General features: G+C 52.2%; 17 protein-coding genes. 12 read left to right on the top strand and 5 right to left on the bottom strand.

Annotated elements, in window-relative coordinates; all coding sequences use genetic code 11:
- Positions 1–29 precede the first annotated feature (29 nt).
- Positions 30–1,385 (top strand): PDZ domain-containing protein, encoded by a 1,356-nt coding sequence (locus tag KJS42_RS04815; RefSeq protein WP_155608192.1) that lies wholly within the window; start codon positions 30–32, stop codon positions 1,383–1,385.
- A 291-nt stretch (positions 1,386–1,676) separates the two neighbouring features.
- On the opposite strand, the gene KJS42_RS04810 is transcribed toward KJS42_RS04815, so the two are convergent.
- From KJS42_RS04810 to KJS42_RS04800, 3 genes are all read right to left on the bottom strand, one after another.
- Positions 1,677–2,327: a transcriptional regulator gene (locus KJS42_RS04810; protein ID WP_213622150.1), complete on the bottom strand. Its 651-nt coding sequence runs from the start codon at positions 2,325–2,327 to the stop codon at positions 1,677–1,679.
- 424 nt (positions 2,328–2,751) lie between these two features.
- Positions 2,752–3,633, bottom strand: coding sequence for an OmpA/MotB family protein (locus KJS42_RS04805; RefSeq protein ID WP_213622149.1), 882 nt, complete (start codon positions 3,631–3,633; stop codon positions 2,752–2,754).
- Complete coding sequence (locus KJS42_RS04800; RefSeq protein ID WP_213622148.1) at positions 3,630–4,463, bottom strand: flagellar motor protein; 834 nt, start codon at positions 4,461–4,463, stop codon at positions 3,630–3,632. The genes KJS42_RS04805 and KJS42_RS04800 overlap by 4 nt, the downstream gene beginning before the upstream one ends.
- Before the next feature lie 259 nt (positions 4,464–4,722).
- Here KJS42_RS04800 and uvrB point away from each other — a divergent pair, with 259 nt between their 5' ends.
- The 3 genes from uvrB to KJS42_RS23095 all read left to right on the top strand — a co-directional run bounded on the left by uvrB (position 4,723) and on the right by KJS42_RS23095 (position 10,583).
- Positions 4,723–6,714 (top strand): excinuclease ABC subunit UvrB, encoded by a 1,992-nt coding sequence (gene uvrB, locus KJS42_RS04795; protein WP_155608188.1) that lies wholly within the window; start codon positions 4,723–4,725, stop codon positions 6,712–6,714.
- Between the two features lie 738 nt (positions 6,715–7,452).
- Positions 7,453–10,332: an excinuclease ABC subunit UvrA gene (uvrA, locus tag KJS42_RS04790; protein ID WP_213622147.1), complete on the top strand. Its 2,880-nt coding sequence runs from the start codon at positions 7,453–7,455 to the stop codon at positions 10,330–10,332.
- Positions 10,333–10,469: 137 nt separating this feature from the next.
- Positions 10,470–10,583 carry a putative holin-like toxin gene (locus KJS42_RS23095; RefSeq protein WP_244868384.1) on the top strand — a complete coding sequence of 38 codons (114 nt, stop codon included), beginning with the start codon at positions 10,470–10,472 and terminating at the stop codon, positions 10,581–10,583.
- 168 nt (positions 10,584–10,751) lie between these two features.
- Here the strand turns inward: KJS42_RS23095 and KJS42_RS04785 are convergent, their stop codons facing one another.
- Positions 10,752–12,389, bottom strand: coding sequence for a nitrite/sulfite reductase (locus tag KJS42_RS04785; protein ID WP_213622146.1), 1,638 nt, complete (start codon positions 12,387–12,389; stop codon positions 10,752–10,754).
- 329 nt (positions 12,390–12,718) lie between these two features.
- Between KJS42_RS04785 and KJS42_RS04780 the strand changes: the two genes are divergently transcribed.
- The 3 genes from KJS42_RS04780 to KJS42_RS04770 all read left to right on the top strand — a co-directional run bounded on the left by KJS42_RS04780 (position 12,719) and on the right by KJS42_RS04770 (position 17,651).
- Positions 12,719–12,934 carry a hypothetical protein gene (locus tag KJS42_RS04780; RefSeq protein WP_155608185.1) on the top strand — a complete coding sequence of 72 codons (216 nt, stop codon included), beginning with the start codon at positions 12,719–12,721 and terminating at the stop codon, positions 12,932–12,934.
- A gap of 466 nt (positions 12,935–13,400) precedes the next feature.
- On the top strand, positions 13,401–14,339 hold the full coding sequence (locus KJS42_RS04775; RefSeq protein WP_213622145.1) for a stalk domain-containing protein: 939 nt from the start codon (positions 13,401–13,403) through the stop codon (positions 14,337–14,339).
- Between the two features lie 714 nt (positions 14,340–15,053).
- Positions 15,054–17,651: a DUF5704 domain-containing protein gene (locus KJS42_RS04770; protein WP_244868383.1), complete on the top strand. Its 2,598-nt coding sequence runs from the start codon at positions 15,054–15,056 to the stop codon at positions 17,649–17,651.
- 14 nt (positions 17,652–17,665) lie between these two features.
- On the opposite strand, the gene KJS42_RS04765 is transcribed toward KJS42_RS04770, so the two are convergent.
- The gene (locus KJS42_RS04765; RefSeq protein ID WP_213622144.1) at positions 17,666–18,220 is read right to left on the bottom strand and encodes an AbrB/MazE/SpoVT family DNA-binding domain-containing protein; all 555 of its coding nucleotides are present in this window, start codon (positions 18,218–18,220) and stop codon (positions 17,666–17,668) included.
- A 216-nt stretch (positions 18,221–18,436) separates the two neighbouring features.
- Here KJS42_RS04765 and KJS42_RS04760 point away from each other — a divergent pair, with 216 nt between their 5' ends.
- From KJS42_RS04760 to galU, 5 genes are all read left to right on the top strand, one after another.
- Positions 18,437–19,060 (top strand): deoxynucleoside kinase, encoded by a 624-nt coding sequence (locus tag KJS42_RS04760; RefSeq protein WP_244868382.1) that lies wholly within the window; start codon positions 18,437–18,439, stop codon positions 19,058–19,060.
- 2 nt (positions 19,061–19,062) lie between these two features.
- Positions 19,063–19,725, top strand: a complete 663-nt coding sequence (locus KJS42_RS04755) for a deoxynucleoside kinase (protein ID WP_213622143.1) — start codon at positions 19,063–19,065, stop codon at positions 19,723–19,725.
- Positions 19,726–20,077: 352 nt separating this feature from the next.
- Positions 20,078–22,627, top strand: a complete 2,550-nt coding sequence (locus KJS42_RS04750; RefSeq protein WP_213622142.1) for a U32 family peptidase — start codon at positions 20,078–20,080, stop codon at positions 22,625–22,627.
- 596 nt (positions 22,628–23,223) lie between these two features.
- Positions 23,224–23,421: a hypothetical protein gene (locus KJS42_RS04745; protein ID WP_155608181.1), complete on the top strand. Its 198-nt coding sequence runs from the start codon at positions 23,224–23,226 to the stop codon at positions 23,419–23,421.
- Positions 23,422–23,568: 147 nt separating this feature from the next.
- Complete coding sequence (galU, locus tag KJS42_RS04740; RefSeq protein ID WP_213622141.1) at positions 23,569–24,444, top strand: UTP--glucose-1-phosphate uridylyltransferase GalU; 876 nt, start codon at positions 23,569–23,571, stop codon at positions 24,442–24,444.
- The last annotated feature ends 13 nt before the right edge of the window (positions 24,445–24,457 follow it).

Raw genomic sequence — 24,457 nt, 5'->3', positions numbered from 1 at the left:
AAGTTAACATAAAGGAGCGTGAGTACCTCTTGGATCTCATTCTGGAAGGATTATGGAGTCTGGCGGAAGCAGGGGTGCAGCTGTTGCTGCAGCCGTTTTACTATATTTCGATCATCGTCGTCCTGCTGATCTATCGCAGGCAGGTTGTGCTGGAACGCCGTCTGTTCCATGTTCGCCTGCACAGCTGGGGCTTGCAGACTTGGCGTACCGTTCTTGCCGGCTTGTTGGCGGGTCTGGCGGTTTCCGTCGTCTTCGTATTCCTGGGAATGAATCTGACGATGGAGGGGATCCTCTGCCTCTGGGCGGTTACGATCGTGCTGATGCTGTTCCGCATACGCTATTTATGCCTGGCCTATTCCGTGGGTATACTCGGGTTAATTCAGTTCGGGTTGAATTTGTTCCCGGGATTTGCGGGCAGCGGCTTCGTGGGCGACGTCGTGCGTATCGTCCGAGAGCTGGACATCCCGGCGCTGCTCTGTCTTGTTGGGCTGCTGCATCTAGTTGAGGGCATGCTGGTACGGTGGCAGGGCGCGTCGTTTGCCGGACCGTTGTTTTACGAAGGGAAGCGGGGCAAGCTGATCGGCGGGTACCAAATGCAAAGCTTGTGGCCGGTGCCGTTATTCCTGCTTATTCCGGCTCAAACCACGGGCGGGGTGCTGCCGTGGACGCCGTTGTTCGGCGGGGATGCTTGGCAAGGCGGCTTTGGATTGATGGCGCTGCCGATTGTGCTTGGGTTCTCGGAGATGACGATGGGGCTGCTGCCAAAAGACAAAGCCCGCATCTCGTCCGGCCGGCTGTTGGGTTACGGCGCGGTCATCACGGTATTGGCGCTGTTAACGGCGTGGTGGAGCCCGCTGCTGCCGGTAGCCGCACTCGCGGCGTTTGTGCTGCACGAAGCGCTGATTTGGCTGAGCCGTTTCGAAGAGCAGCAACGCAGCCCGTTGTTCGTCCATCCGCAGGGGGGACTGAAGGTGCTTGCGGTGCTGCCGGGCAGTCCGGCGGAAGAGCTTGGGATCCGGGCTGGCGAGTCGATCGTGAAGGTCAACGGCGTGCCGGTGCCAACCAAGGAGGATCTGCATGCAGCGCTGCGGATCAACCCGGCTTTTTGCAAGCTGGAGGTGCTGAATCTCGCGGGCGAGAGTAAATTCCTCCAGCGCGCCATCTACGCCGGTGATCACCACCAGCTCGGCGCGATCCTCGCGCCGGATGAGCTGGCGCCGGCGGCGGTAAGGCTGCAGCCACTATCGCTGCTGCAGCTACTGCGCCCGCGCACGAGCGCCCGCGTGGTGCGTGGCGCTCGGGGCGCCACGCCCGCACCGCAGCGCGAAGCGCGGGCGGGCGGCGGTGCGCCGGCGGCGGCCGATGGGCCGGCCGCCGAGGCGTAGGGCGCGCGCGGTCTTATGCAATCCTATCCCCTAATGAGGTGGTTCACCCGCTCATTAGGGGATTTTTTTAGCAGAACTGTCTCTCTAACGGAACTAGAAGCCCTTATTTAGCTCGATTCGAACATTTCCAGCATGTAACGGAACCAGGATCCCTTATTTAGCCCTATCGTGTGCAATCTGCGGTAAAACAACTTAAATAAGATCCGTACGTTCCGTTAGAGCGGGAAATCGAGTGGGAAATAACTAATAAGGTCCTTACGTTCCGTTAGAGCGCTGACGAAGCCTTGAGCCCTAATCAACTAGCTGGTAACTGCGATATCTAGCTTTACCGTTGGTGACGGCGAAGAGGTTTTTCTCAATTAACCCATGCAAAATATTTCTGGCGTGGCGATCAGAAACCCTGAGATGTACTGCCAGCTCGTTGGGCGGGAATGGGCGATAAAGACGGCGACCGAAGCGAACAGTTTCCGCTTCCAGCCAGTTGAGATCAGCCATCAGGTCCGTTGTGATGAATTTTCCGATAAACGACAAGACCAACTGCTGACATTGTTTCGGCTCCTCCACGATAGACAAATAAGCGATGGGGAGTAACGTCCAGCCATCTAACGCCAGTAAGCTGTGCCGCCAGCATAAATCCTTGAAGCGCCGTACGTCCAGATCTCTTGCATGGGGGCCGTAGCCCTGAATTTCAATAGCCCCTTTCATCGATCCTGACCCAGGGAGATAAGCGAGGTCCAAGTATCGGTAACCGTTGTTGAAGTCCCGCACCTCCCATTCCGCGTATAAGAAATCGAATTGACCTACGGCAGGGTACCAGACGAGCCGCAAAAATTCCATGGTACCGTGTCCCAATCCCTTTGTGAGGAGCTCCAACCGTCTAGGGTTCTTCTCTTCCTCCATTTGGCGTGCCATCCACGCATTAAAGGCTTGATCAAATTTCATTTCAACTCATCCTTCCTCCATATGGTGAAAACAAAAACGCCGTCCCGATCCCATTCCACAAATAAAGGGTAGAAGGATCAAGACGGCGTGTGCTTCACGGCCTGTTTGAGCATAGTTTATCGCTTTTAGTGTCTGCTGGCAATGGTTCAGTAGGCTGTTCCTTACCAATTGTTACTGCTAACGGACCGAGTGGCCCTTATTTAGTCCGTAAACATCAGTTGTAGATTTTAACGGACCTCAGAGACGTTATATGGTGCAAATTCGAGCATTAGCGCCGATGAACTAGCCAATAAGGCTTCTTCAGTCCGTTAGCTGGGGAAATAGGCCAGGAAATAGCGAATAACGTCACTGAGGTCCGTTAGAGCTAGGCTCGCGGGAAAGGGCCCGGGCCATCGGCGCGGATACACACCCGACGACTCGCCCCCTACTTCTGCAACTGCCGTAACACCGTGATCTCCACCCGGCGGTTCTTCTGGCGGCCTTCGGGGGTGTCGTTGTCCGCGGCGGGGCGGGTATCGGCGTAACCGGCATATTGGAAGTGCTGCGGGTCCAGCTTCTCCTTGTCCACGAAAAACCGCAGCACCGACAGCGCTCTTGCCCCCGACAGCTCCCAGTTGTCCTTAAATTCCGACGCATACACGATCGGCAGGCTATCGGTATGGCCTTCAATACTGATCACGGTATTGAGCTGCCGGAACAAGCTGGCCAGCTTGGCAAGCGTCTTGGCCGAACCGCTCTTCAGATCGGCTTGTCCGGTGTCGAACAGGAACCGGTCGCTTAACGTGATCGAGATGCCTTTCGGCAAGTCGGTCACGCGGATTTGATCCTCAAGTGAGTTGTCCTTGACATAAGCCTCGATCAGCTTCATCAAATTCGCGAGTTCTTCCTCTTGTTTGCGAAAAGCAAGCTCCCGCTCCGTCAACGGCCCTTGACCGGTACTGTCCGCTTGCCCCGTTGTGCCTTTTCCCTCGCCTTGCTTGCTGCCGTTATCGGCTGAAGCCGGCGGATTCTTGTGGTTGTACCTTCCCTCCGTCCCGGTAATCCCGCTGCCCAACTCCAGGATGGAATCCCCGCCTTTGAACGTCTGCTGGAGGGAGGAGGTCACGACTTCATATTTTTCCACGTCTAAACGGCTCATGGCATACATCATCACGAAAAAAATCAACAACAACGTAATTAAATCCGCATAGGTAATCAACCAGCGGTCCTTCGTTTCGTTGCGCTCCGCACGGCGTCCGCGCCTGCGGGGTTCTCGCGGCGAACGTTCCGGCCCCGTGTTCTTGCCTGATTTACTACTCGGCCTCATCGCTCATTCTCCTCAGAGCTGCGAATGCGGGAGCCGATTTCGAATCCAGCCGGTTTCTCCGGTTCGCTGTCAGGCAGAAGCCGTGTGGTTTCCGCGGTATAAGACTCCAGCTTCCGCCGCACGAGCAAAGGATGGTCGCCGTTTTGGATCGACAAAATCCCTTCGAGCATCATATCCATCCGATCGATCTCGTCATCGCAGCGCGCTTTGATTTTGGAGGCGATCGGAAGGAAGATCAGGTTGGCACTGGCCACCCCGTATAACGTCGCCGTAAATGCAAGTGCGATCGATGGCCCCAGCGCGGTCGGTTCGGACAAGCTGCCGAGTACGTGGATGAGCCCCATCACGGTGCCGATAATCCCCATCGTTGGAGCGTACCCGCCGGCCGATTCGAATATTTTGGCGTAGCCGTCATATTTTTTCGATACAGCATCGATTTCAAGCTCCATGATTTGCCGCACCATCGCGCGGTCTGTACCATCCACCACAAGCTGAATGCCTTCGCGCAGAAAAGGATCCCGATGCTCAGCAGCTTTTTTTTCCAAGGCCAATACGCCTTCGCGGCGAGAGATCGATGACATCCCGACAATATCTTCGATTACGTCATCCTGTGCAGGAGATTTGCTCATAAACGCCAGCGCCAACGCCTTCGGCACCGTACGCAGCTTGGCGACGGGGAAGCTGATCAACACTGCGGCGAAGGTGCCGCCAAACACGATCAAAGCGGCGGTAATCTGCAGCAAACCACCCAATTGACCGCCTTCCAGCATAAATCCGCCAACCAAGGCGGCTAGTCCGACAATGATGCCTATCAGCGTTGCAATATCCATGGATTGTGTACAACTCCTATTCTCGACTTACCGTTTGCATCTATAGGATGAAAAAGGTATAATACATGGGAACACCCATTCCTATTTTGATAAATTTAGGAAGGACTCGAAGGCTAAGCTTGGTTTATTCATCGGAATGATGACGATCCTAGTTTAGATGAAGAAACGAACATCTTGAGGAAACCTCTCATGCATAGATAGAACGAATACCGGAGACGCCTCTAGTATTCCATTTTAGACGATAGGGTGATGTTGGACAATGAGTGAAATCGTGGTTAGCGACAATAAATTCGAGCTGATCTCCGAATATACGCCACAAGGGGACCAACCGGAGGCGGTTCGACAACTGGTGGAGGGTACACTCGCTGGAAAGAAGCACCAGACGTTACTCGGGGCGACCGGGACAGGAAAGACGTTTACGATCGCTCATACGATCGCGAAGCTCGGACGGCCCACCCTCGTCATCGCGCATAACAAGACTTTAGCGGCGCAGCTGGCCAGCGAGTTTCGCGAATTTTTCCCCAATAACTCGGTTGACTACTTCGTTAGTTACTACGACTACTACCAGCCGGAAGCCTACATTCCTTCCTCCGACACCTATATCGAGAAAGATTCCAGCATTAATGAAGAAATCGATAAATTACGTCACTCGGCGACGAGCTCGTTGTTTGAGCGGCGGGATGTTATCATCGTGGCGAGCGTGTCGTGTATTTACGGTCTCGGTTCCCCGATGGAGTATCGCAATTTGGTACTGTCGCTGCGGGTAGGGATGGAAAAGCCGCGCAATCAGATTTTGAGCCGGCTGGTGGATATCCAATATCAACGGAACGATTTGAACTTTGTGCGCGGTACGTTTCGGGTTCGCGGCGACGTGCTGGAAATCTTTCCGGCCTCCCGGGGCGAGCAGGCGGTGCGCGTGGAGTTTTTTGGCGACGAGATTGAGCGGATCACGGAAATCGATGTGTTGACCGGAGAACTGGTTGGCGAACGCGAGCATATTGCGATTTTCCCGGCGTCTCACTTCGTTACTCAAGAAGAGACGATGAAGATCGCCATCACGAACATCGAACGTGAACTGGAAGAACGGCTGGAGGTATTCCGTGCGCAGGGGAAACTGCTGGAAGCCCAGAGGCTGGAGCAGCGGACGCGCTACGACATCGAAATGATGAAGGAGGTCGGCTTCTGTTCCGGGATCGAGAACTATTCGGGACCGTTAACTTTCCGGGAGCGGGGGGCGACGCCGTATACGTTGATGGATTATTTTCCGGATGATATGCTGATCGTCATCGACGAATCCCACGTTACGCTGCCGCAAATCCGAGCGATGTACAATGGTGACCAGGCGCGTAAAAATGTGCTGGTGGACCACGGTTTCCGTCTGCCATCCGCGTTGGATAACCGCCCGCTGCGGTTCGAGGAGTTCGAGGAGAAAGCGACGCAGCTGATCTATGTATCGGCTACGCCGGGTCCTTATGAGTTGGAGCATTGCCCTACGATGGTGCAACAGATCATCCGTCCGACGGGTCTGCTGGATCCAATTATCGAGGTACGGCCGACCAAGGGACAGATCGACGATTTGATCGGGGAAATCCGCGACCGTATCGCTAAAGATGAACGCGTACTGGTAACAACACTGACCAAGAAGATGTCGGAGGATTTGACCGATTACCTGAAGGAAGTCGGCATCAAAGTCAGGTATCTCCATTCCGATATCAAAACGTTGGAACGGATGACGATCTTGCGCGACCTGCGGCTGGGGACGTTCCATGTACTGATTGGGATCAACCTGCTGCGGGAAGGTCTTGACTTGCCGGAGGTGTCGCTGGTGGCGATTTTGGACGCCGACAAGGAAGGTTTCCTGCGCTCGGAGCGATCGCTGATCCAGACCATTGGTCGGGCCGCGCGGAACTCGGACGGCCGAGTGCTAATGTACGGCGACTCGATCACGGAGTCGATGGATCGGGCGATCAAGGAGACCGAACGGCGGCGCAGCATCCAGATTGCTTACAACGAGGAGCACGGTATCACGCCGCAGACGATTCGCAAGAAGGTCCGCGACGTGATCGAGGCGACCAAGGTGGCGGAGAGCAAAGCCGATTATCTGGCCGACGCCAAAGGCAAGATGTCCAAACGCGACCGCGAAGCGATGATCGGCCGTCTGGAAGTCGAGATGAAGGAAGCGGCCAAGAACCTGCAATTCGAGCGCGCCGCGGAGCTGCGTGACGCGATTTTGGAGTTGCGGGCTGAGTGATGGCTGACAGAGTGCCGCCCCTCTAAATGGGGGTGACTATTGGCCGCGAGCCGGTTGCTGTAGGTAGCATCGTTGACCGGATTCGAGCGGGGAAGGCCGGCCTTGATCGCTAGGACCGGATCCTGCCGCCGCCTTCTTCCGCTGTTGTTGCCTTCGACCAGGGGGCGCGAACCATTGTAAAGGAACTGAGCGACCTTATTAGCTCTAAGAACTACCGTTTTTCATTCTAACGGAACGAGGAGACGCTATTTACTCGAGAATGACCGTAAACGCAGAGATATATGCCCAATAAGGTCTCTGTGTTCCGTTAAACCGGGATATACCCGGGAAATGATCGAATAACGTCTCTACGTTCCGTTAGGTTACTATCATAGTTTAGGAATCGGGTTATCAGTACCGAGAAGGTTGGATGAAGGAGAGAGGGAGTAGCGGAGCGTAGACAGATCTACGTGAGCAACGGAGCGACCGACTGAATTCAAGATTCGACGTCGAAAAGCTCCTACGAATAACATCGTGATGGGAAGTTGGTTTGAAAAAGTTCAATCATAGTTTAAAAATCGGGTTATCAGCACCGAGAAGGTTGGATGAAGGAGAGAGGGAGTAGCGGAGCGTAGACAGATCTACGTGAGCAACGGAGCGACCGACTGAATTCAAGATTCGACGTCGAAAAGCTCCTACGAATAACATCGTGATGGGAAGCCGATTTTTAAACATCATCTAAAAAGGGAGATGAAGTTGTTGGGTAGTGAGAGTATCGTCATTAAAGGCGCCAGAGCGCATAATCTGAAAAACATAGATATCACGATACCGCGCGACAAGTTTGTCGTGCTTACGGGGCTGAGCGGCTCCGGCAAGTCCTCGCTTGCTTTTGATACCATTTATGCGGAGGGACAACGTCGTTACGTTGAGTCGCTATCCGCGTATGCGCGGCAGTTCTTGGGGCAAATGGATAAGCCGGACGTGGATTCGATCGAAGGATTGTCCCCGGCCATTTCCATCGACCAGAAAACGACAAGTCGTAACCCCCGTTCAACGGTGGGTACGGTCACGGAAATTTATGACTATCTCCGTCTCTTGTTTGCTCGGATTGGCCATCCGCACTGTCCGGAGCACGGCATTGAGATCACGTCGCAGACCGTAGAGCAAATGGTTGATCGCATTATGCAATATCCGGAGCGGACGAGATTGCAGATTCTAGCTCCGGTGATTTCCGGCAAAAAGGGTGAGCACAAAAGCTTATTCAGTGAAATCGCCAAACAAGGTTTCGTTCGGGTTCGGGTGGATGGCGAACAACGCGACTTGTCGGAGGATATTGAACTCGAGAAGAATAAGAAGCACACGATCGAGGTCATCGTCGACCGGATTGTCGTGAAGGAAGATGCACGCAGCCGCCTAGCGGATTCCATCGAAACCGCGCTTAAGATGTCCGGCGGACAAATCCTCGTCGATATAATCGGCCAAGAGGAGCTTCGCTTTAGCTCCAACTATGCTTGCCCGATTTGCGGGTTTAGCATGGAGGAACTGTCGCCGCGGATGTTTTCGTTCAACAGCCCGTTTGGGGCTTGTCCGGAGTGTGATGGACTTGGCGTGAAGATGATCATCGATAAGGACTTGCTTGTCTCCAATCCGTCCAAATCCATTGAGGAGGGCGCTTTTGAAGCGTGGGCGGGTGGCACCTCCAACTACTATCCACAGTTTTTGAGATCGGTTTGCGAGCATTTTCATATTCCGCAAAATGTTCCGGTTTCCGAGCTAACGGCGGAGCAGATGGACAAGCTGCTGTATGGAACCGGCGATACGAAGGTTCGGTTCCGTTATGAGAATGACTTCGGTATGAGTAGAGATGCCTATGTGACATTTGAAGGGGTCATTCCAAACCTGGAACGGCGTTATCGCGATACCGCTTCGGAGGGCATTCGTGAGTTCATTGAGGAGTTTATGGGCTCTAAACCTTGCAGTACCTGTCATGGTGACCGGTTGAAGAAGGAAGTCCTCGCAGTCACGGTCAACAACCAAAACATCGCGCACGTGACGTCCTTGTCGATCGGCGATGCAAGAGAGTTTTTTGATAAACTGGAGCTCACGGAAAAGGAAAAATCCATTGCCAATCTGATCTTGAAGGAAATCAATAGTCGGCTCGGGTTCTTGGTGAACGTTGGTCTGGAATACCTGACGCTCAGTCGGGCGGCGGGCACGTTATCCGGCGGCGAAGCGCAGCGTATCCGGCTGGCTACGCAGATCGGATCCAGTCTGATGGGCGTCCTGTATATCCTTGACGAACCGAGCATCGGGCTGCACCAACGGGATAACGATAAGTTGATTTCCACACTGAACCACATGCGTGACCTCGGCAACACGTTGATCGTCGTTGAACACGATGAAGATACGATGCTGGCAGCGGATCATATTATCGATATCGGACCTGGAGCCGGTATCCACGGCGGCCAAGTGATTTCGCAAGGTACACCGCAGGAAGTCATGGATGACCCACGTTCCCTGACCGGCCAGTATTTAAGTGGCAAGAAGTTTATTCCGGTGCCGGCATCGCGGCGCAAACCGGACGGCCGCTGGTTGGAGGTCAAAGGGGCCAAGGAGAACAATCTGAAGAACATCAATGTGAAATTCCCGATCGGCGTATTTTCGGCAGTGACCGGGGTGTCTGGTTCCGGCAAGTCGACCCTCGTCAACGAAATCTTGTATAAAACATTGGCTCGTGATTTAAATCGAGCGAGAGTACGTCCGGGGCAATACAAGGAGATCAAAGGGCTTGATCATGTGGATAAGGTCGTCGATATCGACCAATCTCCAATCGGTCGTACGCCACGTTCCAATCCGGCAACGTACACCGGGGTGTTCGACGACATTCGCGATCTGTTCTCCCAAACGACCGAAGCGAAGGTGCGCGGCTATAAGAAAGGACGCTTCAGCTTCAACATCAAAGGCGGCCGCTGCGAAGCTTGCAAAGGGGACGGGATCATCAAGATTGAAATGCACTTCCTGCCCGATGTATACGTTCCTTGTGAAGTCTGCAAAGGTAAACGGTATAACCGGGAGACGTTGGAAGTGAAGTATAAGAACAAGAGTATTGCCGACGTGCTCGAGATGACGATCGAAGATGCCACAGACTTCTTCCAAAACATTCCGAAGATTCATCGTAAGCTGCAAACGCTGCTGGACGTTGGTTTGGGTTACGTCACCCTGGGGCAACCGGCTACAACGTTGTCTGGCGGGGAAGCCCAGCGCGTGAAATTGGCTTCGGAATTATATCGACGCAGCACGGGCAAAACGATTTACATCCTTGACGAGCCAACGACCGGCTTGCATGTCGATGACATCGATCGTTTGCTCAACGTGCTTCATCGCCTCGTCGATTCCGGGGAGACGGTCCTTGTCATTGAGCATAACCTGGACGTGATCAAGACGGCCGATTACCTGATCGACTTAGGTCCAGAAGGCGGCAGCGGCGGCGGAACGATAATTGCCACCGGTACGCCGGAGGACATCGTAAAGGTGGAGAATTCCTATACCGGGCGCTACCTGGCTCCAATCCTCAAGCGGGATGCCAAGCGCACCGCGGAATTAAGCATAATGGAAGAGAAGGATCGGGAAGTCGTATAGAGGATAAAAAGAAGCAGTCTCTTTAAATTGAGGCTGTTTCTTTGGCTATTAATATATTCCAATAATGGTATAATTACACTAACAACAGAATGGCTGCAAGGGCGGTCGGCTAGTCTCCTGTAAAGGAGGTGATGCCTGTGGAGGTAAAAGATGCTTTGGCGTTAATGATTAGCTTTGGTGCGCTTCATGTTGCACTGATCGGGCTGATCGTTACGATCGTCATGGCACTGAACCAAAGCAAAAAGAAATAGACCGCCCCGAACAAGGTACCGGTCTATTTCAGTAGACAAAACCGTTCACAGTCAACCGCCCTTAAAAGCGGCTGTTGCCGAGTGGAGATGTTCGCGCATCTCCGCTCTTTTTTAATGTATCCTTCTAATTCCCATAATATCACAACTCTCGCTGCAAATAAAATGGGGTTATGAGGCGATTCCCGCTTCTAGGATCTGGCTTAATTGCTCTTGGAACGCTGGGACTCCAACGCGAAGGACGAAATCATGGAAGGACTCGGAGGCATTCCGATTTGATTTATAGAACAGCAGCAGTTGTTCCAGGACGTACGCGACCTGGTCCCCTTTAACGCGTCCTTTCAGTGCTTGGTTAAACTGGGCTTGTGAACCATTTGCTCCACCACCCAAGGTACCGCCTACTGCAATGTCGAACGCATCGACCATGCCCTCCGGCGTTTTAACCAAAGAGCCTTGCAATCCGATATCGGCGATGTGCTTCTGTCCGCAGGCATTCGGGCAGCCGATAAAGTGGATTCGAACCTTCTCGTCCAAAGCCACATGTGCGTCCAGATACTCCGCCACTTCGACCGCGCGTTGCTTCGTTTCCACGATGGCCAGGTTGCAAAATTCATTGCCCGTGCAGGAGACGGTCCGGCTCATAAAGTGCTTCGGAAACGGCGTTAACCGTTGCAGTACCGGTGCCTGAAGGGCTTCCTCCACTTTGTCGTCGGGGATACCGCTAAGCAAAATATTTTGAGACATGGTGGTACGGATTTTGCCGTCACCGTATTGATCAGCCACGTCGGCCAATTGCTCCAGCTCATTGGCATTTAACCGCCCCACCGGTACGTTGAGACCGATATAGTTAAGCCCTTCTTGCTTCTGTGGATGTACTCCGTCAAAGTAGGCTGCTTGCCAGCCGGCGGTTTTGTCTTCCCCACGAGATTCCAGCTCGCCAACCAACTCGACTAGTTTATCTTTGAATTTCTCCGGTCCCCAGTCGGCAACCAGATATTTCAGGCGGGCTTGATGGCGTTTCTCCCGGTATCCGTAATCACGGAATATCGTGGTGACCCCGATCGCTACCTTCAGCACTTCCTCTGGTCTTACGAATATGTCCAGCGTTTTGGCCAAATGTGGTTTTGCGGATAAACCGCCGCCAACCATGGCATGAAACCCGATAACTTCCTTGCCATCAATCACTTTAATCGCCGGTGTTAAGGCCAAATCGTTGATTTCCGCTTGTGCGTTATTATAGACGTTTGCGGAGATCGACATCTTATATTTTCGCGGCAAATTAGAGAAGTCCCGATTCAACAAGAAAAATCGGTTGACCTCTTCGACGATCTCCGTCGTATCGATCAATTCATCCTTGTCGATCCCGGCGAGCGGGTTGCCGACGATCGTACGCGGGCAGTCACCGCAAGCCTCGTAGGAATACAAGCCAACCTCATCTAGCCGCTTAAAAATATCCGGTAAATGCTCCACGCGCAGCCAATGGAATTGAATGGCTTGACGTGTCGTCACGTCCACCAGGTCACGTCCGTATAAGCGGGCAATGTCCGTCAGGGCACGCGCCTGCGCGGTGGTCATGATCCCTGTATTAATGCGCACGCGCATCATGAAATGTCCGTCTTTCGGCTTTTGCTGATATACGCCGGCCCATTTGAAACGGTCCATATCGTCCGCTGGAATGGAGTCGAACCCTTTAACCGCATACTCTTCAATTATCGTACGGATCACGTCCAGGCCGTCTTTTTCCAATTTGACGAATTCAAATTTGTTGAGTTTCTCCGGCTCTGCGGTCCATATCGGTTCATACGCCATGCGATAACCTCCCTTTGATTCCTTGAGCTTGTTAATTCCGACAACAAAACTATGAATAATGTTAATTTTCATGGTACCATAGTTGAGATATAGCGTAAATAATGAAAGGGACTTCTGGACATAAAACTTACTTATGAACAACTAAAGATCTGATGATAATACATATGTCAATGACCTCTAACACAAAATAAGGGTTAAAACCGACGGTGAATGCATGTTTTTAGCGAAAAGTTTGACAAAAACTTGTCTTTCCTCTTGCATCCGAACCGGAGGGAAGATAACATAGAAGAAGAGTTGTGATTTCGTGGATTTCAAGAGGAGGTTTCGCGATGTTGCTCGAAGCAGCGCAAGAAACGGCAAAAACAACGACATTTAACGGGTTTGATATTTTTATGATTTTGTTTACGATCATCATTTTGATCGGCGTCATCCGCTTGGTGACCCAGCGCCCGAAGAAGAACTTGTTCGCGATCGCTTTCGGGATCATCAGCCTGTTGGTCTTTTTGGCGTCCGATGCAATTATGATCAAAACTTGGTTTAGCTAAGCCAGAACGAGGGATACATATTTCATCTTATGAAATAAGCCAGGACACTTTATTCCTTATTATGGAGGGATGGAGTGTCTTTTCAATTTACAGGATATGGATTATAATAAAGGACAGGTGAAGCACACCTTGACATCAATCCGATGGCGAGGTGTGTTTTTTTGTTTTCATAAATGGATGAATTTATCAGAAAAGCAAGAACAAAGGAGGTGTATAGAAGAGGTTAGCGAATAAGTGAGGAGGCATATTTTTCCTAAATAGATGCTGTTTGCGGACAAAAGAAAAAAAGGATGGCTCCCACCGCCGCAAACGTTAGGGCAACATCCTTTTCCGGGAGGGGCGAATGTGCCTCGTCCCTTCTTTATCCTTATTGTATCTCAGGAAAATTATGCGAGCAATGGGGAGTGTGATAGGGACTATTACTATGAAGTGGGTGACGAAATAAAATTTCATGGGAGTGATGGAAGTGAAGAAAAAGCTAATAATTGGTTTGTGTAGCTTCATTCTTTTAGGGTTGAACTTTGGACAAGTCACTAATGCGGCTTCCGCAGATATTCCAAAAGTAAAAAACATGTCCATTGAGGTGCTGGTTGATGCTCGCAGAGTTGCCTTCCCGGATGTCCGTCCGCAAATCAATAATGGAACTACCCTAATTCCATTGCGATTTGTAACGGATAAACTTGGCGGTAAGTTGACGTTAACCGGAAAGAACATATCGATAGAAAAAGGTGACCGCCAAATCGCCATGACGATTGGAGGGAGAACAGCGACCGTTAACGGGGAAACCGTTACCTTGGATACTCCATCGGTTGCCGTCAACGGGCGGACGCTGGTACCGCTTCGTTTTGTCAGCCAGGCGTTAGGTGAAACCATAAAATGGGATGGCGTAAATCAGTACATATGGATCGGCAGCACAGAAGTCCCTAAATTGGAGGATGTGGCAAAGCCGGTGTCGATTGAGCCTTATTTGGATTTGTTTAAGAAGGGCGAATATGTTCTGAAATTTGGCAATATCACTTATTCTCAAGTTCGCATTCTTAGTAAAGATGATTTCCCGATACAGTTCGAAAATGAAATTATTTATCGGATTGATTATGCTCAGTCAACAGATAAAACGGAATTTCTTCGTTCAATTTCGGATAGCAAGTCACAAATAGGCACGAATTATTATTTAATGCAAAAAGGTGAGCCTCTAAAGTATAGGGGGGAGGTTGTTAGACTTCGGGAGAGAACTAGCCAAGATAATGATTTGAGGATTAAATATCATCAGATCATAGCTCGTATTGATGAAGATATGTTAGGGATCAGAAGCTACAAGAGCCTAGAGCTGAAGGACATTGAATTTGTTGGGGTTGATGTAGATTCGAATGCAGCAGTATTCGTCAAGAATGATTTTACGAAATAATCAAGGTGGTGTTTGATATTGCTCAAGCCAATAGGATGGAGAGTATTTTGTTTCATCCTTACGTTTATAGCAATTGCAGCAGTACATTCCGAAAAAGCCAAGTCTGCATCCAGCTCAGATTTCGGCAACGCTCATATCACACCATATAAAGACCCTACAGGTGATCCTAACAAGCGATACGCCGTAGGATTTATGTCGTATGAAATCTGGTCAAATTCGGCAGGTCAATGGACAACAAGGGCTCCCGGAGAAACTGTAGGTAGCGACGAATTGTTTCACAACTATGACTTTCCTTTTCCAGGGCGAAAAGTGTTGGATGTACAAATTCAAAAGTTTTTGCCAAGTAATCCGAAGCATATTGAGTATTTCGCGAACTCAAGAGCTGGTAATCTAAACGACTTAGAAAACTTTTTCTCTCAGGTCATTTCAGTTGGAGCAGCAGAGGGGATAACTGGGAAAGGGACGAGCGATATATCTTTTCGTTTGGGTGTTACAGGTCGACTTTATTCATCTGTAATATACGATGTAATAGCCCTAGAACACAGCCCTGGCGAATTTGGAGCAGGCGTTAAAGCCTACCGCTACTACTTCCCGATTCTTTTCGAGTTCACTTTAGAACCGGAGGAAGGACAAGCTGTAATCAAATACTTCACCACCACTGGGTCGCCGCTGGACGGGGTTGATGGCTTTAAGAATGAAACGCATAAACTCGTTATGAAGCAGCCTTTTCAAGCCGAACATCTGGATCCCCCTCCACCAAACTATACCTACAAGGGCTATCAAAAGAGGATTGATAAAGAACCGGAGGGAGGCCCAACGGAGGATGAGGGGGACCCGCAAGGGTTCAAGTATGAGGGGAACTTCTCAACTTATTACGTCTACTACTATTATGATAAGCAGGGATCGCCGCCTGGCGGAGATCCGGGTAACCCTACCAGCCAATGCACCTCCCCCGCCCCCAGTGGCAACTCCATCGACGTTCCGCTGAATGATCCCTCTGTCAGCGCGGTCATACAGGCGGACAGCCGGGGGAGTGAGAGGTTTAATGTGTTGGATGGGATTCCGACGACGGAGAGTTTGTATGGAAACGTACTTGCGAAAAGTTACATATCCAAAAATAAATTCGTGGAAATGAGCGGGACGTGCAGCTTTGATATTACGGTGAACCGTACGTATGAACTGACCTGGGATCCCGGGAAGGAAGTCACGGACGAGAAGGGGAATAAGCACACCGAACCTGATCCGCAGTCGGCCAGCGAAACGGTGACGAAGTCGTATACGATCGAGCGAAAGTATTCCTTCTGGGTTATTGATAACCTGGAGGTTTACAAAATCAACGAGGCAGCGCTGCAAAACTATGCGTTTGAAGGAAACGGCATTCGGATTACACCCAGCGGGTACTCGCCGCCAAGCTACGCTACATCGAAATCCAGCGGATATACTCCGCCATCGCCGCCGAGCACGGTAGAAGCGCCGTCCGGAAGCAGGTCGGGCGGGAAGACGAAACCGGACGTCAGCGGAGAAAACCTGAATTCCTATGCTGAGGACGCCGTTGATGAGGTCAAGGTTAAAAACGACAGCCTCACCTTCAACGGAAGTGCGGTAATGAACGGCTCCCAGACGGAACGTGCTGGACAACGCCCGGCGCAGATCCCCACGGCAACGCAAATCTCCAACAACGTGCTGTACAGTCCGGGACATGTCATTCCCACCAGCAAGACGAACAAAGCGGATCAGCCGAGCACCGGGACGATTTATTATGGGCTCATGAGCGGCAATATCAATGGCGGATCTGACAAAAGCTTCCCCATCTACGGCATCAACAGCGTTACCGTACATACACCCGTGGTCATGTACCCCGGCGTTTCCGACGATCGGGCTCATAATCAGAAGACGACTCCGGCGGCAGGACGGTCGGCGATTATTTTGGACCGGCCTTTTACGGTCATGATGCCCAACAGCGGTCAGCATACGAATGATTTAGGGTATGGAAACCGGGATTATCTGAAATACATCGACAGCAAGCAGGTTCGCTTCCCGTTTGATGTGTATGAAGGGACGAAAGCGGCGTTTTATCCGAAAAACATCTGGATTGAAGTAGACAAGTCTCGGGAGCAATTTGCCTTCTACCTGCCTGTTTGGGTGGATGAAGGGTTTTATGCCGTGGAGTTTCGCAGCATAGCGCATAACGCGCCGCCCGGAGCCACGGAGCAAACCAATGCCAACTTGAACCTCAGCCATCACATTGCCTACGGCACAGTGCCGGTTGACGTGATCGGGCGGGTATATGATTTTCAGGTAACCGATATCGCCGATTACAATTGGGAAGGCGTGTTTCGGACAGCAACCGGAAGTCGAACGCCAACGGGAGCTTCTTACTGGGTTGGGTTAAACGGAATCGATGGGGCGCCAAGAGGCAATCCAACGCAATACACGTTGCCGATTCGCCCGGGGAGCCACCCGCTGTACAAAAACGCCGTCATTAAAACGGGGTACCATTTCAAATTCGACCTCAAAACGAAAGGGAATATGTTTAGCCCTTTAGATCAAATCGCGATTACTCCTTCATTTGATTTCATTGATGCGGCGAGTGGAACGCGGCAGCCCGTTGATTTGTATTACCATACCGGGAGCCAAAGTTACGTGCGGATCGGTTCGGCATCGGACCAGGTGCAGCGGTACGTGATTTTGAACGAGCGGCTAAGAAACGTGCCTGTCGAGGAGTTGACGGATACGGCGCTCTATCAATACGATCACAACTATACGTTTGACCAAGTGGGCGGGATCGGTCGCAGTCAATTCGTGCAGTGGTTTATCCACAAGCCTTCGATGCAAAAAACGCCGGTAGGCAGCTTCAGCCTGCTGCGTTTACCGGCGGGGGTACGCACACTGATCGGTCCGAAGACGGGGATTCCCTTCGCCGTAGATCCGGCGCGGGTGAATGCCGCAGTACAAAGATGGTACGGTGAATACAGCCTTCCGGCCGAATTGTACGCCGTTCCGGCAGGCACGAACGTGGCTGAGTACGGACGGACGCATGGGGGGCTGACGGATCGCTCGGCGATCTTTTTGAAAAAAGGTTATATCGTCGTTAACTTCAACATCGAAACCGTTCGGAACGGGGATACCGGGAAGCCGTATCTCCAATACATCCGTGCGCCGCTGATGAACCAGTGGGCCGGGATGGAAGGTTTTGCGCGGAGCGTGATGGACCCTTACGGGCGCCGCTACGCGCTGAAAGACGGGGATGTAGTATTTTATCATGCGGATCTGTCGAGCCGAGATGATTTTCGGCCGCTGGTGACGCACTAACCCCGCCTATCGCATTATTTACTCCTTCCCTTGATGGGGGAGGAGTTTTTTTCGGATTCCCTTATTTCTTGGAGAAGTTGACTTACCCGGCTTTGGGAGATGCCAATCAATCCAGCCCATTCGGTTTGGGTGTAGTTGGGATGGGTGCGAATGGCTTCTAGCAACAGTTCATAGGCATTACTACGTCTGCGGCCTCGTCTCCTTAAAGGAGGGGTGTCGTTGGATTGACCTGATGCGACGTCCTTTGTGGGGGTGGTAGCTGCTACCGCCACTTCCTCTGTTCCCGGTGTAAAAGGTGAGGGGCTGAGCTCTAAGGCAGCCTGAAGCCGAAGGTTCTGAATACAAGAGGAACAAATAAACTTCTCATGGAAATAGATTAGGTTATCCATCGTCTGGCAGAACATACAGATCTGCGACTGATATTTACGAATCATGATCCATCGGGATTCGGGGTCAATAAAGAACTCCATGGGGTCCTTCTCCTCGATTTCCAATACTCTTCTCCATTCAATGGGCAATACGATTCGCCCCAATTCATCCAATGCTCGAACGATACCTCTTCTTCTCATCGGTTTACCTCCCAACGACTAAGCTGATCCTTTCAGTAATTCGGCACAATTCCAGAAATTCCTGTAAAAAAAGTTAAAAATACCTGTTTATCCCTTATTTCGAATCGTCGCAGATCCACCGTTATCATCAAAAAATGAAAAGGCCATGAAGCCGGTTCTATGTTACAATGTTTAAGTCTATTTTTTCAGGCAAGAGAGATGTGGGAGGACCATCAAGTGAAGAAGCCATGCCCGTTTATCGCCGTGGAAGGCGCCATCGGAGCCGGAAAAACCACGCTAGCTACGATGCTCGCCGAGCGGTTTGATTATCCCCTGTTGAAGGAGATCGTGGATGAGAACCCGTTCCTGGACAAGTTCTATCAAAATATTGAGGAATGGGCCTTCCAGCTGGAAATGTTCTTTTTGTGCAACCGGTACAAGCAATTGGAGGATACGGTGCAAAATTACGTGTCCCGGGGTTTGCCGGTCGTGTCGGACTATCATATTTATAAAAACTGGATTTTTGCTCAACGCACGCTGCATGGGGACAAACGGGAAAAATACCGGCAGATTTATCATCTTCTGACCGACGATCTTCCCAAACCGAATGTGATTGTGTACATCCAAACGGAGCTGGCCACCTTGCTGAAAAGAATTGAAAAACGCGGGCGCGGCTTTGAGCAGGACATCGATCCAGGTTATCTGGAGCGGTTGATTGAGGATTATGAAACGGCGATTACGCAGCTTCGAACGCAGGAACCGGATACGGTCATTATTACGATTGACGGAAATGAGCTGGATTTTGTTGAACATCCGGAGCATTTCGAGCAGATCGTTGCCAAAATAAAGGAGCACTTATAGAGATGAATCATGAATTTCGCATCCCCCAGGACGCTCTGATTACGGTAGCGGGTACCGTCGGCGTCGGCAAATCCACGTTGACCACCGCGCTGGCCTCCCGACTCGGCTTTCGCACCTCGCTGGAAAAGGTCGATACCAATCCGTATCTGGAGAAGTTCTACCACGATTTCGAGCGATGGAGCTTCCATCTGCAAATTTATTTTCTGGCGGAGCGGTTTAAAGAGCAAAAAGCGATCGTCGAAGCGGGCGGCGGATATGTTCAGGACCGTTCGATCTATGAGGATACCGGAATTTTTGCCAAAATGCACGCCGATCAAGGCACGATGTCGAAGACGGATTACGAAACGTATACCAGTTTGTTTGAGGCGATGGTGATGACGCCGTATTTTCCGCATCCGGATGTGTTGATCTACCTGGAAGGGAATCTGACGTCCATCCTGAACCGGATCCAGTTGCGAGGCCGGGAAATGGAGATTCAAACCGATGTCTCCTACTGGGAGCATATGCATGAACGGTACGCGAACTGGATCAACGAGTTCAATGCTTGTCCGGTGCTAAGACTGAACATCGATGATTACGATGCAACGGACGAGGCATCGCTCGACGAAATCATCCGCCAGGCGGCGGAGATCATTCAGACTTCGCGGGGACAGCTGGGCAAATAATGCATGGAGAAGCCGATGGGACCTTTGTGGGTCTGGTCGGCTTCTTTTTTTGACAGGCAGGCTAGCTGTTCCAACCCTTTTGACGATTATCCCGTTGCATCAGGTCATGGACGACTCGAAAATTGAATGTTAGGCCCCTCCTGAACGAAAGGGATAATCGCGGAAAGAAGCGTAAGAGGGCTTGAGGACAGTGAGAATGAGGTTACCCCATGTTTTTCCTTGCGAATGGATGGAAAAGCTAGAGTGCACGGGCAATGTCTGCTAGAATATATAAGTTGGTTGACACTTTAATTTTGAAATTTCCGAATCAAGTAGAATAGACGCTGGCTGAAGCTGGCTTGGGAGGACATATATGAGCAAAACAACGTTAACGCGGCAGGATGTTGAGCTGTTGGCGCCGGCTGGCGATTGGGATTGCATGCGGGCGGCGGTGGCGAACGGGGCGGACGCGATCTTTTTTGGCGTGGAGAAGTTTAATGCCCGGGCGCGGGCGAATAATTTTCGCATGGACGAGTTGCCGGAAATCATGGCGTTTCTACACAGTTATGGGGTCAAAGGTTTCCTGACGTTCAACATTCTCGTATTTGAAGATGAGCTGCGGGATGCGCAGGAACTGATCGAGGCGTGCATTAACGGTGGCGTGGATGCGGTCATTGTGCAGGATCTGGGGCTAGTGAAGCTGATTCGTGAATTGTCGCCGGATTTTCCGATTCATGGCTCGACGCAGATGACGATCACCTCTCCGGAAGCGGTGGAGTTCGTGAAGCCTTGGAATATGGAACGCGTGGTGCTGGGGCGGGAAAATAACCTCAAGCAAATCAAGGTGATCGGGGAGCAAGCCAAGCTGCCGATGGAGGTATTTGTGCATGGGGCGCTGTGCGTGTCCTATTCGGGTCAATGTTTGACGTCGGAGATGTGGGGCGGGCGCTCGGCGAACCGCGGCGAATGTGCGCAGGCTTGTCGCTTGCCGTACGACCTGATGGTCGACGGGGAACAGAAGCCGATGGGCGATGTAGCCTACCTGTTGTCGCCGAAGGATTTGGCGGCGATCGACATCATGCCGGAGCTGATTGAGGCGGGGGTGACGTCTTTTAAAATCGAAGGCCGGATGAAAAGTCCGGAGTACGTCGCTAACGTGGTGAGCAAATATCGCAAGGCGATTGACCGTTATTTTGACGGGGATGATACCCGTCCGTCGAAGGAAGAGATCCGTGAGCTGCAGCAAAGCTTCTCGCGCGGCTTCACGCATGGCTTCCTGGAGGGGACAAATAATAAGAAGCTGCTGGATGGAACGTTCCCGAAAAGCCGGGGCGTGTACCTGGGCCGCGTAGAGAAAGTGCTGCGCGACGGTGTGGTTTGCAAGCTGGATGCCCCATTAAAACGCGGGGACGGGATCGTCTTTGATGCCGGGGATCCGACGCAAAAAGAAGAAGGTGGACGCGTCTACGACCTGCGCCGTCAAGGCGTGAAGCAGGAGGGTGAAGCCGGGGAAGGCTGGATCGTCGATATCGTGCCAGGCCGGAATGACGTCGACTTGCGCCGTGTGCATGTCGGCGACCGGATCTGGAAGACCAATGATCCGGCGCTCGACAAACGGCTGCGCCAGACGTACGAGACCGAGAAGCCGTACCGCGTCTTCCCGGTGCAGGTGCGAGCGGTGGGCCACGCCGGCGGGCTGCTCTCGACCTTCTGGACCGATGTGCAGAAGGGGACGATGGTGCAAGTCGACTCGGAGCTTGAGCTCGAGGTCGCGCAAAAACGGCCGATGGACGCCGCTCTGCTCGAAGAGCAGTTCGGGCGTCTCGGCGGCACGGTGTTCCAGCTCGAGAAGCTAGATGCGGAGCTCTATGGCGACGTGATCCTGCCGATGCGAGAGCTGAACAGCATCCGCCGGCGGGCGGTGGAGCTGCTCGCCGCCGAGCGGCCGAAGCCGCCCGTATGGGCACGGGCGGCGGCGGGGGTTGACGCCCCTGCCACGGGCGGGGCGTCTTCGGCGCAGCAGGCGCAGGGCCGCGGGCCCGCAGCGCCTGTGAAGCGCGGCGAGGCGCAGCTCGCCGCGTTGTGCCGCAGCCTGCCGCAGGTGCAGGCTGCACTGGAAGCCGGCGTATCACACATCTACGCCGACTTCGAGTTTATCAAGCAGTTCCCGGCAGCGGTGGACGCCGTTCGCGCAGCCGGAGCCTGGATTGCGCTGGCGACGCCGCGCATCCACATGCCGGGCGAAAACGGCTACCACAACAACATCCTGCGCCTCCAGCCCGACGCGGTGCTGGTGCGCAACACCGGGGCGCTGTATTACTACTTGCGCCACCGGCAAGAGAACCCTTCGGCCGTGCATCCGCAATTGATTGGCGATTTCTCGCTGAACATCGCCAATCACAAGACGGCCGAGCTGTTCCTGGAGGTCGGCTGCGACGTGGTGACGCCGTCCTACGACCTGAACATCCAACAGATGGTCGATCTGCTCCGGGTCAGCCCTACGGCTGACATGGAGGTTGTCATCCACCAGCATCTGCCGATGTTCCACACCGAGCACTGCGTGTACTGTACCTTCCTCAGCGAAGGGACTGACTACACTAACTGCGGGCGGCCATGCGAGGAGCATCGCGCTTCCTTGCAGGACCGGATCGGCATGTCGCATCCCGTCCGCGTAGACGAAGGCTGCCGCAACACGGTGTACAATGCCATCGAGCAGTCGGGCGCGGAGTACCTGAGCCATTTTCTCGAGCTCGGCGTAGCGAAATACCGCGTCGAATTCCTCGAGGAAACGCCGGAGCAGGTGCACGAGGTCATCGACCTCTACAACAAGGCGCTTCGCGGAGAAATCAGCGGCACGCAGGTCTGGAAAACGCTCAAAGCGACCAACCAGCTCGGCGTTACGCGCGGACAGTTAGTGAAATAAGGACGAAGGGAGCCCTAACGGCAGTGGTTTTGCCGTGGGGGCTTCTTTTTTGCATTGTGTGCAATGCAATGACCGTCACCGCCATCGTACCCCACTTCTAACGGACCGTATCGACGCTATTCGTCGATTTCCCGGACATTTCCCATCCTAACGGACCCAGATGACCTTATTCAGTACAAAAGGTTGAATTTCAGTCCATATCGTGTCAAATAAGGTCTCTGGGGTCCGTTACAAATCCGCAGCCCCATACTTTAAGCAAATAACGTCCCTCAGGTCCGTTACCACACCATCCTCCCAATGCCCCGCCCATCCCCTTCTTTATAAAGAACAAAACCCGCTTACAAATGTCCTCCCCAGAAGGACGACTACACCTCATAAAGACACCTGTTTTCCTATCAAATACAACTTGTGGAAGGTTTGTGAACTCGTTAAGGATAGGGGCGATAACCGATCTTTATCGGTTATCAAAAAATCGCTGATATGCTATAATGAAAGCGTAAACAAATGAGGCGCTAAGCGGGTTTGTTAGTGCAAGGGATATCGACGAAAACACCCGTTTCTAGCTTCGCTCACAAACTTTTAGGAGGGTGAAAGTGATGTTTGAAGGATTCCTCGAGATGCAGTCGGTCGTGACCCGTGTACAAGGACGGCTGGAACTCGGCGGCGAACAAGAATATCGTAGAATCGAGTTCGGCACCGAACGTTTCCTGCACACGCCAGAACCGGGTAATCGGATCCGCAACGAGGAAAAACTTCCTCAGCGCTTCACATGGCGGAAATTCTGGATCCAATAAATCCGATGTACTAAATCGTTGTTAACTTACCTATAACTTCAGTCGGACTTCGGGGGTGAACCTCGGGGTCCTTTTTGCTAACCACCGGCAGGGATATGGTATAATGAACCAGTGAAATTATTCTTGGAACGAGGGAGTCATGCTTTCATGAAAATCCGCAAAGCGATCATCCCCGCGGCCGGGCTAGGGACGCGTTTCCTGCCAGCAACGAAGGCGATGCCCAAAGAGATGCTGCCGATCGTCGACAAGCCGACGATTCAATATATCGTGGAGGAAGCGGTCGCTTCCGGCATCGAGGATATCATTATCGTGACGGGGAAAGGCAAACGGGCGATCGAGGACCATTTCGACACCTCTTTTGAACTGGAATACAATCTGAACGAAAAAGGGAAATATCAGCTGCTGGAAGAGGTGCGCAAATCCTCGGAAATGGCGGACATCCATTATATACGGCAAAAAGAACCCAAGGGTCTCGGTCACGCCATTTGGTGCGCGCGAAAGTTTATCGGCGATGAGCCGTTTGCGGTGCTGCTCGGCGATGATATCGTTGAATCCGGCAAGCCATGCCTGAAGCAAATGATCGAGGTGTATGACGAACAACAAGCTTCCATCGTAGGGGTTCAACCGGTGGGCTGGGATGAAGTATCCCGATACGGGATCGTTGATCCCGAGGGGATTCGGGACCGCGTTTACCAGGCAAAGCAGTTGGTGGAGAAACCGGAAGTCGGCAAAGCACCGTCCAACCTGGCTATTATGGGTCGTTACATTTTAACGCCGGCTATTTTCGATATCCTGGAAAATCAACGCATCGGCGTCAACGGGGAAATCCAGTTGACCGACGCCATATCGCGCCTAGGTGAAAAGGAACGGGTATTAGCCTATCACTTCGAAGGCACTCGTCATGACGTTGGCGAGAAACTAGGCTTCATTAAGACATCGATCCATTATGCCCTCGAGAACCCCGAGCTTCGTGACCAACTGCTCAAATATATGTCGGAAATTATTTTGGATAGCTTGAACTAAAAACCGGCCTCTC

Origin of the sequence: Paenibacillus sp. J53TS2 (assembly GCF_018403305.1) — a bacterium.
Taxonomy (GTDB): domain Bacteria; phylum Bacillota; class Bacilli; order Paenibacillales; family Paenibacillaceae; genus Fontibacillus; species Fontibacillus rhizolycopersici.
This window is presented reverse-complemented; position numbering and strand designations above follow the sequence as displayed.

Coding starts and splice junctions, on each gene's coding strand:
- galU (WP_213622141.1), top strand. CDS start 23,569: ATGAAAATCCGCAAAGCGATCATCCCCGCGGCCGGGCTAGGGACGCGT.
- KJS42_RS04750 (WP_213622142.1), top strand. CDS start 20,078: ATGAGCAAAACAACGTTAACGCGGCAGGATGTTGAGCTGTTGGCGCCG.
- KJS42_RS04780 (WP_155608185.1), top strand. CDS start 12,719: ATGTTGCTCGAAGCAGCGCAAGAAACGGCAAAAACAACGACATTTAAC.
- KJS42_RS04765 (WP_213622144.1), bottom strand. CDS start 18,220: ATGAGAAGAAGAGGTATCGTTCGAGCATTGGATGAATTGGGGCGAATC.
- KJS42_RS04785 (WP_213622146.1), bottom strand. CDS start 12,389: ATGGCGTATGAACCGATATGGACCGCAGAGCCGGAGAAACTCAACAAA.
- uvrB (WP_155608188.1), top strand. CDS start 4,723: ATGAGTGAAATCGTGGTTAGCGACAATAAATTCGAGCTGATCTCCGAA.
- KJS42_RS04800 (WP_213622148.1), bottom strand. CDS start 4,463: ATGGATATTGCAACGCTGATAGGCATCATTGTCGGACTAGCCGCCTTG.
- KJS42_RS04805 (WP_213622149.1), bottom strand. CDS start 3,633: ATGAGGCCGAGTAGTAAATCAGGCAAGAACACGGGGCCGGAACGTTCG.
- KJS42_RS04745 (WP_155608181.1), top strand. CDS start 23,224: ATGTTTGAAGGATTCCTCGAGATGCAGTCGGTCGTGACCCGTGTACAA.
- KJS42_RS04810 (WP_213622150.1), bottom strand. CDS start 2,327: ATGAAATTTGATCAAGCCTTTAATGCGTGGATGGCACGCCAAATGGAG.
- KJS42_RS04755 (WP_213622143.1), top strand. CDS start 19,063: ATGAATCATGAATTTCGCATCCCCCAGGACGCTCTGATTACGGTAGCG.
- KJS42_RS04770 (WP_244868383.1), top strand. CDS start 15,054: ATGAAGCAGCCTTTTCAAGCCGAACATCTGGATCCCCCTCCACCAAAC.